The organism is Paenibacillus sp. FW126-R14 (assembly GCF_058789495.1).
Genome location: NZ_JBYTBS010000014.1, coordinates 59,638 through 73,568, shown reverse-complemented (window position 1 = coordinate 73,568; position 13,931 = coordinate 59,638). Strand labels below are relative to the sequence as shown.

At 46.4% G+C, this 13,931-nt stretch carries 10 protein-coding genes; 8 read left to right on the top strand and 2 right to left on the bottom strand.

Annotated elements, in window-relative coordinates:
- Positions 1 to 42 precede the first annotated feature (42 nt).
- Entirely contained in the window at positions 43 to 1,101 is a 1,059-nt protein-coding gene (locus AC3WRW_RS11830) for a LacI family DNA-binding transcriptional regulator (protein WP_492546522.1), read from the top strand.
- 47 nt (positions 1,102 to 1,148) lie between these two features.
- Here the strand turns inward: AC3WRW_RS11830 and AC3WRW_RS11825 are convergent, their stop codons facing one another.
- Entirely contained in the window at positions 1,149 to 2,123 is a 975-nt protein-coding gene (locus AC3WRW_RS11825; protein ID WP_492546521.1) for a cation diffusion facilitator family transporter, read from the bottom strand.
- Positions 2,124 to 2,642: 519 nt separating this feature from the next.
- Positions 2,643 to 3,491, bottom strand: coding sequence for an Rpn family recombination-promoting nuclease/putative transposase (locus tag AC3WRW_RS11820; protein ID WP_492546520.1), 849 nt, complete (start codon positions 3,489 to 3,491; stop codon positions 2,643 to 2,645).
- Positions 3,492 to 3,674: 183 nt separating this feature from the next.
- On the opposite strand from AC3WRW_RS11820, the gene AC3WRW_RS11815 reads away from it, so the two are divergent.
- From AC3WRW_RS11815 to AC3WRW_RS11785, 7 genes are all read left to right on the top strand, one after another.
- On the top strand, positions 3,675 to 4,694 hold the full coding sequence (locus AC3WRW_RS11815; RefSeq protein WP_492546519.1) for a LacI family DNA-binding transcriptional regulator: 1,020 nt from the start codon (positions 3,675 to 3,677) through the stop codon (positions 4,692 to 4,694).
- Positions 4,695 to 4,808: 114 nt separating this feature from the next.
- A complete protein-coding gene (locus AC3WRW_RS11810) occupies positions 4,809 to 6,143 on the top strand; it encodes an extracellular solute-binding protein (RefSeq protein WP_492546518.1) in 1,335 nt (444 codons plus the stop codon).
- 72 nt (positions 6,144 to 6,215) lie between these two features.
- Positions 6,216 to 7,097 (top strand): carbohydrate ABC transporter permease, encoded by an 882-nt coding sequence (locus AC3WRW_RS11805; RefSeq protein ID WP_492546517.1) that lies wholly within the window; start codon positions 6,216 to 6,218, stop codon positions 7,095 to 7,097.
- An 11-nt stretch (positions 7,098 to 7,108) separates the two neighbouring features.
- Positions 7,109 to 7,951 (top strand): carbohydrate ABC transporter permease, encoded by an 843-nt coding sequence (locus tag AC3WRW_RS11800; protein WP_492546516.1) that lies wholly within the window; start codon positions 7,109 to 7,111, stop codon positions 7,949 to 7,951.
- A 27-nt stretch (positions 7,952 to 7,978) separates the two neighbouring features.
- On the top strand, positions 7,979 to 9,937 hold the full coding sequence (locus tag AC3WRW_RS11795; protein ID WP_492546515.1) for a glycoside hydrolase family 125 protein: 1,959 nt from the start codon (positions 7,979 to 7,981) through the stop codon (positions 9,935 to 9,937).
- Positions 9,934 to 11,073: a glycerate kinase gene (locus AC3WRW_RS11790; RefSeq protein WP_492546514.1), complete on the top strand. Its 1,140-nt coding sequence runs from the start codon at positions 9,934 to 9,936 to the stop codon at positions 11,071 to 11,073. The genes AC3WRW_RS11795 and AC3WRW_RS11790 overlap by 4 nt, the downstream gene beginning before the upstream one ends.
- A 511-nt stretch (positions 11,074 to 11,584) precedes the next feature.
- The gene (locus tag AC3WRW_RS11785) at positions 11,585 to 13,927 is read left to right on the top strand and encodes a preprotein translocase subunit SecA (protein ID WP_492546513.1); all 2,343 of its coding nucleotides are present in this window, start codon (positions 11,585 to 11,587) and stop codon (positions 13,925 to 13,927) included.
- The last annotated feature ends 4 nt before the right edge of the window (positions 13,928 to 13,931 follow it).

The following is a 13,931-nucleotide window of genomic DNA, read 5'->3' as shown; positions in this document are numbered from 1 at the left end:
TCGATAAAATGAATTATACATATGAAGAATGAGGGAAGTCCTATGAGTAAGAGCAAACAGCCTACCATTATCGATGTGGCCGCGGCAGCCGGAGTTTCCATTGCTACGGTTTCGAATGTCATCAACCGCAGAAAAGTGCCGATGGCGCCCGAAACGATCCGCAAAGTGGAAGAAGCGGTTGTAACGCTCGGTTACCGCCGGAATGTCATGGCAACCAATTTGAGCCGCCGCAGGTCCTATGAGCTGGGGCTGATTATTCCCCATTTTGGCGGCTACTATGGGCGTTTTGCAGAGAAGCTGGAACAGAGAGTGCATCATTTCGGCTATCATTTATCCGTGTTTTCAGCAGCAGGGATGGACCCGGAGATTGAGCAGCGCCATTTGGAGCATTTATTGCAGCGCAGAGTAGACGGCTTAGTGAGCCATGGCTTGGCGATGAGCATGCAATCTACACAGCAACTGGTCGGAGAAGGAACGCCACTCGTTATCTTCAATGGTTGGGGATGGCCTAGCGAAATTGTCAAACTGGCGGTTAATTTGGATTTTGCGAAGGCCTCATCGCAAGCTGTGCAGCATTTTCTGGCAAATGGCTGTCGGTCTGTTGTCTATGCGGGCAGACGCATGGGGATGGGAGCTAACGAGCAGCGTATCCAAGGCTTTGAGGCGGGGCTTGCCGAACATGGAGAATCCGTCGTGCATGCGCTTTTGGATGCGGGGGAGCTGGGAGTCGTCGGCACCTTGGACGAAGCGCTTCGCTTAAGCGGCGATCTGCGGCCTATCGGTATTTATACCTTCAATGATGCGTTATCGCTGGAGCTTCTGGCTGTATGCCATGAGCGGGGTATCCGGGTGCCTGAAGACGTTCAGCTCATCGGTATGGACAATGAATTTTTCGCCAGGGCGAGCTTTCCATCCATTACCAGCTTCGAGATGCCCGTTGATTTGCAGACCAGCTTGGTTGCGGCATTCCTCATGCGGGAAATCGGGGAAGAATTGGACGAGGAGAATACGCAGCTGCTTGAGATGTATTTGCCGCGTGTTGCAGGACATGAGTTGTTTATCGATTTAGAAATGATTGAACGGAAATCTACGGGAAACTAGCAAAGACCATTGATCGCCTTGGCTGAGGGATCGATGGTCTTTGTTTTTTAATGGATGGGTAAGGAGCTGGAAGTTGTGCTAGTGCGTCTTTGATGCATTAAAAATTGTTTGCCATACTCCCCGTGCGGGTTTATTTCGGCATGCTCAATTTGTATCGTGGCATGCTCGATGCCGTATTTGCTTTTGAGCGTTTCATTAATGGCCAGAATCACGCAGAACGGTTGAATGTTGGGGGAGATGAACACATGGGCGGTTAAGGAGTAATGATCCGTCGAAACGGCCCATAGATGCATTTCATGTACATCTTCCACGCCTTCTACCTGCGCAATCTGCTTGCGAATCTCATCGAGATTGAAGCGCTCAGGCACCGATTCCATGAGAATCAGGTACGATTCACGAATGATTTTGCTGCCGCCGATAAAAATAATGCCGCCGATCACCATGGAAATGAGCGGATCGAACCAAAGCAAGCCAGAATAATAAATAATGATAGAAGAAACGATGACGCCAACCGAGCTGAGCAAATCGCCAAAAAAGTGCCATAGCGCGCTTTTGACATTCAGATTGTCTTCTTCCTTCACGCTGTTATGGAGAACGAGCGTAAGCACCAGATTGACGATGAAACCGATCGATGCGATGACAAGCATGAGCCCTAGCTGAATAGGCTGGGGATGGATAATACGCTGAATGCCCTCGATGAATATTCCCAGTGCGATTACACAGAGGGCGAGGCCGTTCAGGAAGGAAGCGATGATTTCAAAACGCAGGAACCCGAACGTGAAGCGTGCATTCGGCTGCCTGGTTGCGAGGTGCAGAGCGATCATGCTTAAACCTAGCGCGATGACGTCCGAGATCATATGAGCCGAATCGGAAAGCAGTGCGAGTGAATTCGAGAGCACCCCGCCGATAATTTCTACGATAGTGAAAAAGGCGGTTAGCACAAGGGTCACCCATAATGTTTTTCGGGATTTCGTTTGTTCTTTGACGTGATGGAGATGGTGGTAGTCGTATTCAGTGTTCATAGGAACTCTCCTTATTTATAATAATTCTAATTAAGATATAATTATTATATGCTAGTGGAGGGGAAGGTGCAACACTTTTGAGCGGGGTTTACGGATTTATTACATTTTCTGAGCAGTATACAATAAAAGGGAGGGGGAGCGGCGTATAAAAGAGCTCTTGGAGGAAAAGGATAAAGCGTTTTCTAATTTGTAACATAAATGAAATATTCCTGTTATGGTTTCATAATGTTTGGGAGGTATTATAATAAGCAAGACCCCCTTTTTAATATAAAACTTTTTGAACCTGGCCCCGTTGGCTGGGTTCCTTTTTTTTATGTCATGGCAAATAACCCTTATTTGGTAAGGGGTTAAAGTGCGTAGTTGTAGTTTGAAAGGGAGTTTAAAGGATTTTGAGCAATAAATATGCATAGAGTCTCCATTGATCAGTTAAACAAACAATGTCGGAGAACCCTACTTAACATAAGGTTCTCCGACATTTACAGTGTACATTGAGAAATCTTCTGAGCATACCGAAGGAGATTACTGAATCAAAGACAAATTTTGAATATCCTCTTCAGGCAGGCCCGTTACTTCAACGATAAAAGAAATATCCATCTTTTTTGCAAGAAGTTTTTTTGCTAGAGTGATTTTAGCATGTCGTTCTCCAATTTCTATTCCCTCGGCTTTAGCTCCTTCAATTAACGATGCTTCATCATGGAGTGCTTTTTGCCGCATTTCATAAAGCCTTCGAGTTTCTTCATTCTGGCTCAAAAATTCCAACGTATTCATTGCCTTTTGCAGCGCGGGTTCATTCATGGCAAGTACCTCCCACTTTTCTTTTTCGGTTCCTTTCAAGAACAACAGCCAGTTCACCAAGCCACCATTAATATAGATGCTTTGTTCGTTCAGTTTGGCTAATTCTAAAAAATGAATTTCAATATCTTCTGTTAAAATTATATTCGTGTGATCTTCACGAAGATGGAATATATTGTGATAACGTTCATTGGCTATATAGTTGAAATTTAATAGGTTGATTGTAATCGACTTTTTTAATTCTCTGTAGGATTGACCTTCCGTTAATTGACCGGAATAGAGTTTGCTCCAATAGAACAGTGTTCTTTTGTCAATATCATATCGGTTAAACAACTGTATCTCAATATTTATGAGTTTACCATCGATCGTTTTAGCATGTATGTCTAAGATGGATTGCTTGTCGTGCAAAGCATCTTTGTCTAAATACGGGTTCAATAGTATAATCTCGGTGAGTGGAGATTCGTTGGAATCGATCAGAGTATTATTCAGAAATGCCAGTAGTACGTCTTTGTTCTCTTCGCTGCCGAAAATTCGCTTAAATACAAAATCATTTCGAGGATCAAGCAAACGATGCATCTATGATCAACTCCATTCCTTATTATTATATCACAAACATTGGAACAAATAATCGGCCATGAATATTAAGTTCCCTAGATCAATATTTCCGAAAACGTTTTCGAAAAAACCATTGCAAACGCATACAACAATATGCTATACTAACTTTCGAAAACGTTTTCGGATTAGGGGGAAGGCTAGTCAATGACCAATATAAAGAAAATAGCTAAACTGGCTGGCGTCTCTGTTTCAACTGTATCAAAAGCGCTAAACGGCTACGAGGATATTAAAGAAGAAACTAAGAAGAAAGTTTTGGAAATAGCGAAAGAGATGGATTACGTCCCGAACTTTATGGCACGGGGGCTAATTACCAAATCAACGAAAACTGTGGGGGTCTTTTTTGGCGATCAAACCAATTCCGGATTCGATAGTCCCTTTTTGGTCGATTATTTTAGTTCCATTAAGAATGTACTTGGCGAAGCGGGTTATGATCTGCTGATTTTCTCTAACCAGAAGCGGGATACGTCGAGCTACAAAGCGATGTGCCATGAAAAAGGAGTGGATGGCGTCATTCTCATTCTGACTGGGAACAAAAGGACGGATGAGAAGATTCACGAGCTGCATGAGGCGTTCCCGACGGTGTATATCGACAGTTTGCCGCAGGCCAGCATGAAAGTGAATTTTGTGGAATCGGATAACGAAGCTGGAGCCTGGGATGCTACTGAGCATTTGATTAAGCTGGGGCACCGCCATATTTTGAAGATCGCCGGAGATACGATTGCCAAGGGTTCTTATGACCGCATTGAAGGGTTTAAGAAGGCATGCCAGCATTATGGACTATCCGCCCAGGATAGTTGGATTCAATATGGCAAATATTCGCGGGAGGAAGCTGCCCGGCTGACGAAGGAAATCTTTTCACAGGAAACGGAGTTTACTGCCGTATTTGCCTCCAGCGATCTTATGGCTTTCGGGGTGATCGATGCTTTGAAGGAACTCGGTAAAAGGGTACCGGAGGATGTTTCTGTTGTGGGTTTTGATGATATCGACTCCGCACAATATTTTAATCCGCCTCTAACTACGGTTCATCAGAAGCGGCTGCAAATGGGGGAGACGGCCTCCAAAATTCTAATTGACATCATGCAAGAGAACGATGGAACGACCCGGCATGTTAAAATTCCTACCCAGTATATTGTTCGCAGCAGTACTACTATACCAAAGCAGTAAATTTTTTTCATCATTTCCGAAAACGTTTTCGGAAATGTTTCTGAAGGATTCTGCGCACTCGCCTTCAATCCATACGGCAACAATGATTTTATTATAAATAGGGAGGCATTTTTCATGAAAAAAAGCAAATTAGTTATGGGTACCTTGATAACGTCGGTAGGCCTTTCAGCGGTTCTTAGCGGTTGTGGAAGCAGTTCGGCGCCAAAGACTACAGAGCAAGCGCAAGCAACGACTCCCGCTGCAACGGAATCAACGAATAAGAAGGTTTCGTTCCAATGGATGGCGCATACAGCGTATTCGGCCAAATCTTCCGATCCTAAACGTGTGGAATACATTAATGCCTCTTTAGAAAGCTATAAAAAAGAACATCCGAATGTGGAAATCGATTCTCGTGATTATGACGGCAAAGTTTCCAATCTGATGATTTTGGCTTCGGGAGATCGGGCTCCGGATGCTGCGATGATCGATGCTTATATGCTTCCGAAATTTTATAAATATTTACAACCGCTGGACAGCTACTTTGAAAAAGCAGGCTTGAAAATCGATGATTTCTTCCCGTTTGCACAAAATATTATGAAAGGGCCGGATGGTAAAATTTACGGCATTCAGTTCACAACGGATACCAGGGTCTTGTACTACCGCAAGGATCTCGTTCCCACTCCGCCAAAAACTTGGGATGAAGTGATTCAAGTCGGCACCAAGCTGAAAGCTGCTGGTTACGATGCCTTATTAATGCCGGCTGGACGTGCCGAAGCGGCTTCCGTTTCCGTCGTGCTGCCGATGTTCCTGTCGCAAGGCGGAGAATTGGTGAATAAAGACGGTAAGGCTGCATTCGGCGAGGGTGCCAACCGGGAGAAGATGCTGAACGTGTTTAACTTCCTGAAGAAGGTATCCGATACGGGAGTTACTCCGAAACGGTCTGCGAATATCAAGAATGAAGCGGATCAGAACGGGGATATTGCCACGGACAAAGTAGCTATGTTTATCGGGGGCAACTGGCAGGTTCAACAATTGAAGGATACGCTGGGCGCAGAGCGCTTCGCGAAGTTTGCCGTAGCATCCGTTCCGACGATGAGCGGCGATAATGCCGTAGCGATGTCAGGCGGCTGGGCATGGGGGATTTTCACGAAAGATCCGGATAAGCAAAAGGCAGCCTTCGATTTCCTCATGCAAACGTACATGGGCGACAAAGGAATGGCGAATTGGACGACAATCGGCGGTTATTTGCCTCCTCGCAAGTCGATTTATGACCATGCTGATTTCAAAGGCAACGAGTTTACCAAAACGTTCCGTGAAATTATGGAGAAAACAGGCAAGGCGCGTCCGGCTTCAGATGATTACGCTGTCATTTCAGAGCAGCTGCAAATTGCCGCATCGAGCGTGGTGTCTGGCAGCCTAACGCCTGAAGACGCGCTGAATAATGCATGGAAAGTCCTAACTCAAAAGTAAGGGTTGTGAGAAAGTATGATAAGTACTCACGAATCTTCAAATCCTATAAAGCAGCTTCAAACACCGTCTAAAATGTCATGGCCGAAGGGGCTGGGGAGCAATTCCCCGGTTCCTTGGCTTCTGCCGACAGCCATCGTTCTGCTCCTTGTCTTTGTATACCCGGTCATCGAAGTCATTCGATCCAGTTTTACAAATGCCAATTTAATGGATCCTGATTATACCTACACCTTGCTGTCTTATAGGAAATTGCTGAATAGCCCTGATCTGCTTCATATGATAAGCATTACGCTCATCTTTGTGGCGGGCAGTGTGTTTTTTCAAATGCTGCTCGGCTTTATGATAGCGCTATTGGTCGATTTGGGAAATAAACGAAAGCTCATCGGAACCGTTCTGGTTCGGACAACTGTCCTTTCCGCATGGGCGATTCCCGGCGTCATCATAGGCATTATTTGGAGCATGCTGTATAACGAATCAGATGCAGGTATTTTAAATTATATCGTCACTTCCATGGGCTTTTCGAAGATCCCTTTTCTGTCTGACCCCCATACCGCACTGGCTTCCATTACGTTAGCGAACATTTGGCGGGGAACGGCTTTTTGCATGATTATGATTTATGCCGGCTTTCAGACGGTGCCTGGGGATGTGCGGGAAGCGGCAAAAATCGACGGTGCGGGCTCGTTCCAAACGCTGGTCAAAATCATTATTCCGATTCTGGCGCCAATCTTGTTCATCAACATGATTACGAGTGTGGTAGCTACTTTCAACACTTTTGATATGGTCATGGCTTTAACGGCAGGAGGACCTGGCAAAAGCACAGAGGTCATCGCTTTAAATGTCCATTCGCAAATTTTCCAGCTTTTTGATTTAGGTCAAGGAGCGGCTACGGCGGTTATTCTACTGCTCATCAATTTGGCGATGACAGGTTTGTATTTTCGGTTTGTTGAAAGGAAGTAGGTGGAGCAGACATGAGTAAATATGCAAAATACAGATTGGAAAATACGGCCATCTATGCAGGCTATTTCATCGTCTTTTGTTTTTTCGCCTTTCCAGTCTTCTGGGTGATTTCGTTATCGTTAAAATCAGTTCCTGAACTATTTTTGACGCCACCGATCTGGTTTTCCAAAGCACCGCAATTCCAAAACTATTCATTCGTTATTAAAAATATGGACATTTTCCATTACATGTGGAATTCAGTGAAAATTGTAGTGGTTACCATAGGATTAACCCTGCTGCTGTCGTTTCCCGCGGCCTATGCGCTTTCCCGGTTCCAGTTTAAAATGAAACGCCCCGTGATGCTGATGATTCTCGTCTTTCAAATGATATCGCCGGTCATTATTGCGATTCCGCTCTACCGGTTATTCTCGCAAATTGGACTCATCAACCATTCGGCTGGATTAATTGCTGTTTATGTAGCCGTTGAGATCCCGCTTACGACATGGTTCCTGAAAGGATATTTGGATACGCTCCCTATCGAGCTGGATGAGGCGGCTATTGTGGATGGGTGTTCCCGCTGGTCCACGTTGTGGAGAGTTCTGCTGCCGGTAGCGATTCCGGGGGTGGCTTCCGTTACAATTTTGATTGCGGTTGCCAGCTGGTCGCAGTTTATTATTCCGTTTATTTTATTGGACGATAAGGATATGTTTCCTATGTCATTAGGTCTTGTTTCATTAAAAAACAGCTCAGACGCGATTACGACCCACTATTTGGCGGCTGCAAGCTCGATCGGTATTCTACCTGTCATGATCGCTTTCATTGTCCTGCAGCGCTTTATTGTAGGAGCTCTAACGAATGGTGCGGTTAAAGGTTAAAAAGATGAAGTCGGAGAAGTGATACCTATGAAACTATACTCGGTACTAAAGAGCAATGAAAACAAAAAGCCGTTGGATATCGGGTGTGGCAGCTTAACGGCAAGCATCAAAGAAAACGGCACAATCAGCACGATGAATGCATTTCATCCGCTGAAGGGATATTTGACCCTGTCTTCCCTTGACGCATTTCCAAACGATCTTTGGTACGATTCTGAATATGTCAGGTCCTATCGAAAGCGAATTGCTGGAGTGGGAGAGGGAAATGGAACGCATGGTTTTGGCTTCTTTCATAACCAGGAAATTGAAAATTGGCAAGGCGGCTATACACCCCAAGGCATGCTCGTCATCACTTACAAGCTGGATCAACTGAAAGTAGCGATGACGTTCGAGGCCGTCGACAATGGTGGCAGATTCAGCTTAATACAAAACATTGAAGTGAAGAACGGCGGTTTGATGGACAAAACGTTCCATTTCCAACTAGGAGGCACCTATAATTTGAATCGGTGCAGCTACGGTCAATTGACCGAAGGCGGTCCTATTCCAATGCCGGAGCAAATTAATGATTTGGAGCTTCAGGGGCATCGGATATCTTTGTCGAACCCTTCTTTACCTGCGCAAGTCGTTATGACGTTTCGGGAAAACGGCCGTCCTCTGGAAATGGGAGCAAATAAGCAGCAGGCGAACGAGCCAATCCAGCATTTTTCGGAACACCAATGGCAGTTCGCTCCTTCGGAAGTCAAGCAACTGCGTATCATCTATACGATGAACACAGCGGGAGAGGATGTTGGGGAATGGGATAACGATCTGATTTCCGAGCGGAAAGGCGTATCTGTTGTAGATGAGCCGCTTTATTTTATCGATACTTCCTGGAGTCATTATGTGATTCGCCGTAATTTAGACTATATATTAAATTGTTGTTCGGTTCCTGTGGGGGACGATCAGGTGTGTGTCATTACGGATCACCAACTGCTGCCTTTATCGTGGAACCGGGATTCGTATTATATGATGAAGCTGTTAATCGATGCCGATGCGCACGAGGATATACTAACGCAAACGGAGAAAAGTCGAGTAAGGGCGACCCTTAAGGGACATTTGCTATGGATGTTCATGACGGCCGAGCGGCCTTCCGGTTACTGGGGAAGGGCTTACTTGACGAACGGCTATTGCAAGGACGATGTATACCAACTGGATCAGCAGTGTTATCCGCTGCTTGAGCTGTGTGAGTATTACGAATGGACGAAAGACAAAGAGACTGTCCTCCGCTTGCTGCCCTACCTGGAAGAGACGATCCAAGAAATGATGAAGAGCCGGCATGAGACGTATTGGCTGTTTCGAACAGGAGAAACCCCGGCGGACGATAAGGTGGATTATCCTTATCATTTCTCCAGTCAAATTCTGATGTGGAGAACGCTGCAAAAGCTGGATGATCTGAATAAGGAGATTCCATTTACGACGCTGAAGCTCAATGAATGGGTGCGGCAGGTTCACACGGATTGCCTTCATCATTTTACGATTGAGTATGGTGGAGAACGTAAGTTTGCTTACTTGGTGGACCTGCAAGGCAACCACACAACGTATCACGATGCGAACGATCTTCCGACGATTTTGGCGCCGATCTGGGGATTCTGTAAGGCGGATGATGCTCGCTGGATGAATACCATGGAGTTTGCCTTCTCGACAAGCAACATCGGAGGCTATTATGACGGTGTATATGGCGGATTGGGATCGATTCATACCCCGCATCCATGGCCATTGGGAGATGCTCAGCAGCTTATCTATAGCGGCATCGTTAACGATCAAGATCAATATGCCCTTGTAATCAAGAAGCTGCAGCAATTATGCCAGTGGGATGGACTGTTCTCGGAGGCTGTTTATGAGCAGAACGGCGAAGTGGCTTCTCGTCATTGGTTTTCGTGGCCCGGCGCTTTTATTTCGCAAGCGCTGCTTCTGAATAAACAGTCTGGCGTACAGGAGCTAGTCGGATGAAAATTGTTGTGGCGCCAGATTCGTTCAAAGGAAGTTTAACGGCCAGCGAGGCGGGGGAGGCGATGCGCCAAGGCATCCGGAAGGCTTCGCTTCACCATGAGATCGCGGTCATTCCGATGGCAGACGGGGGAGAAGGAAGTGTCCGCTGTTTAGTAGATGCAACCGGAGGACAGCTGTTCACGACGATGGTCGAAAACTCCGCTGGCAAACCTGTCGAAGCGACTTATGGCATGCTGGGGGATGGCGCAACCTGTGTAATTGAATTGGCAGCGGCTTGCGGCTTGTATGTCATTGAAAAGTCGGAGCGAAATCCGTTGTTTACATCTACCTATGGGTTTGGCCAATTGATAATGGCTGGGCTTGAGCGGGGGTACCGTCGTTTTGTCCTCTGCTTGGGCGGGAGCGGAACGAATGACGGAGGAGCGGGCATGCTGGAAGCCCTAGGGGCAAAGCTGCTAGATGCAAACGGTCATTTGATTCAGAGAGGCGCTATCGGTTTATCGGACTTGCATGCCATTGATACGGCGAGTATGGATCCGCGAATTTATGCTTGTGACATTCAGATTGCCTGTGATGTAACGAATCCTTTGGTAGGACCTCAAGGCGCATCCTATGTATTTGGGCCGCAAAAAGGGGCTGACGCAGCCGCTGTTGAGCTATTGGAAGCGCTCATGAAGAAATGGGCGGATCATCTGGAAGGGATGAGCGCTATTCCAATGCGCAGTGCAGCCGGAGCAGGAGCGGGCGGAGGCACGGCGGCAAGTATTCTGGCGCTTTTGCATGGACGGATTCGAGAGGGCTCTTCATTTATTGCGGAGATTTCTGAACTAGAAAGGCACGTGCAAGGCGCTGATTTGGTGCTTACAGGCGAAGGCAAGGTAGATAGCCAAACCGCGCACGGCAAAACACCGAGCGGCGTAGCCCTTCTCGCGAAAAAGCACGGTGTCCCAACCATCATAATTGCAGGCACAGTGGGTAACGATATTGAAAATTTGTACACACAGGGTGTCTGCTCAGTGCTGAGCTTGTTGAATAAGCCGATGTCGTTGGATGAAGCTCTTGAAAATGCGGCTGCCATGTTGGAAAGTACGACCGAAGCGGCTGTTCGGCTGTTTGCTGCTGCTAAGTCTGGATAAACGAAAAATCTTGGAACCTGCGCCTCATTGGCCGGGTTCTTTTTTTTGTGAAATTTTACGCAGCACGGGCAGGCTTCAGGATAGTTCCAGTGATTAGGCATGGGGACTCATTTGACGCGAAAAATACGATTTCTATTCGAATGCCTAGCGAATCCCGTTGTGTTAATAGTAAAACTTTACTATAATGAAGTCGAATTATGTTTGAAAATGCTGGAAATTGTATTTTAATAGTCGAAAAGTAATATGAAAATGACAGAAAACATTGCGAAAGTCCTGATTTTATGCCGGAAAATATGGCGAATAATTCAGGAAAGCGATGATTTTTATGTTTTTTCAAACAAAAATCGGCACGAATTTACATTAATTTTATATAAAGTTCAGAAAAGTGTGTCGAAATTCACAAAAAGTAATATAGTAATATAGTACTATGTCTATGTTAGGCTATAGGTCTATTCGTTGGAGTTTAGATAAAATTGCGTTTATAAAGTGAGTTGTTGCAATGATCGGCGTATTGAAGAAAGTATTTGAAGCTTACGGGGAACGTAAAATTGACAAGTACAAATCTATCGTTCAGAAGATTAACCATCAATACCAAGGCTATTTAAAATATGGTTCGGATAACGACTTATCCGAGAAAACTCAAATGTTCCGGGAGCGGGTCCGGCATGGCTTTCCGCTGGATAAGCAGCTTCCGGAAGCTTTTGCTTTAGTCAAAGCCGCATTTCTTCGAATTTTCGGCTACGAAATTCACGATGTGCAATTGATGGGAGCGATCGCGCTGCACGAGGGCCATATTGCGGAAATGAGGACTGGCGAAGGCAAGACATCTGTCGCTGTTTTCGCTGCGTATTTGAATGCTCTGGCCGGCGATGGCGTGCATGTCGTGACCGTTAACCAGTATTTGGCAGAGCGCGACAGCGAGGAAATGGGCAAGGTTTTCGAACTGCTCGGCATGACTGTCGGCTGCATACAAAGCTCTATGTCGGTTCCGCAAAGGCAGGCCCAGTACAGTTGCGATGTGACTTACTCCACTCATTATGAGTTAGGGTTCGATTATTTGCGCGATAATATGATTTTTGATGTGGGTAACCGCGTTCACCGAAAGCTGAGCTATGTCATCATTGACGAAGCCGACAGCATTTTGATAGACGAAGCCCGTACGCCCCTGCTTATTTCCGCCGAACCGGGCAAAGGCACGGACTATCTTTACTATATAGACAACATGGTCAAAAGCCTGGCGGAAGAGCATTACGAAATCGTGGAACAGACGAAACAGATCATGCTTACCGAGCAGGGGATTGACCGCTGCGAGCAAATGCTGAACGTCGACAACCTCATGCATCTGGATAATGCCTACTTGTATCACAGGCTTCTGCAGTCTTTGCGGGCGCATCATATTATGCACAAAGATGTCGACTATGTGATTTTGCCTAACGAACGAGAGCAGTTGGAAGTCGTTATTGTTGATCAACATACAGGCAGATTGATGTTCGGGCGCCGGTTTGTGGAAGGCTTGCATCAAGCTATCGAGGCCAAGGAAGGCATTGGCGTGCAGGGCCAGCCACCTACTTTAGCCTCTGTCACACTGCAAAACTACTTTCGAATGTACGGCAAAATCAGCGGTTTGACTGGAACGGGTACGGAGGTTCGCGATGAATTTGCGAAAATTTACGGTACCGACGTTATTGCAATCCCTACTCATAAGCGGATAAAACGTCTCGATCAAGGCGATTTGCTCTATGTTACGGAAGAAGAGAAGTTTAAACGAATTGTACGCGAAATCAGAGATAGAAGCATGAAGGGACAACCTGTTCTGGTCGGTTCTGCCAATATCAAGAAATCTGAGCTTTTGAGCGGGATGCTTGCAGCCGAAGGCATTGCTCACAAGGTGCTGAACGCCAAAAATTACCGTGAGGAGGCGGAAGTGATCCGGATGGCCGGCCAGAAAGGGGCGGTAACCATATCTACCAATATGGCCGGACGCGGCGTCGATATTCGTCTTGGCCCGGGGGTTGAGGAGCTGGGCGGACTGCATGTCATCGGGACAACCCGGCATGATTCGCTCCGCATCGACAATCAGTTGAGAGGGCGAAGCGGCAGACAAGGGGATGCTGGAAGTTCGCAGTTTATCGTTTCTCTGGAAGATGAAATGTTGATCAATTACTATCCCGACCATCTGTTGGATGAACTGCTGGAGCTTGATTTGGCCGACGATGCGATTCTGGAAGAACCTCGCTATATTCGCGGAATCCGGAATGCGCAAATGGCTGTAGAAGGCGAAATGTTCCACCTTAGGGAGAAGCTTCTTGTATACGATCAGGTCCTCAATATACAGCGCAGCATCATTTACGCAAGGAGGAACGACATTCTGGAAGGAATGGATCGTTCCGATGAAGTCCAGACCATGATCCGAAAATCAGCGATGCGCCAGGTTGCGGAATTTTGCCCAGGAGAATTTCAAGAAGGGTGGGACCTGTTAGGACTGGTAGTGGCAATAGGACGCATTTTTCCTTATAAACGTCCGCTGCAGTTGTCCGGATTGCAGGAAGCGACCTCGGCTGACATCCTCGATATGATTCTGGAACAGCTTACCGGCTACTATCAGGATAAAAAAGAAACCTACGAAGGTGACACGCTGGAGTTGGAACGCAAATCGCTGATCCATTCTATTGACAAGCACTGGATCCTGTATATGGAGGCTTTGGAAGAGGTGAAGCAAGGCATGAGCCTTCGCGGATTCACGAGCGCCAATCCATTCACCGAGTATGAACGGGAAACGGTCCGAATGTTTGATGAGCTGCTGATCGCGATTGAGCAGGAGGCTTTGCGAAAGATTTGGGATGGGCTTAGCTAGACCA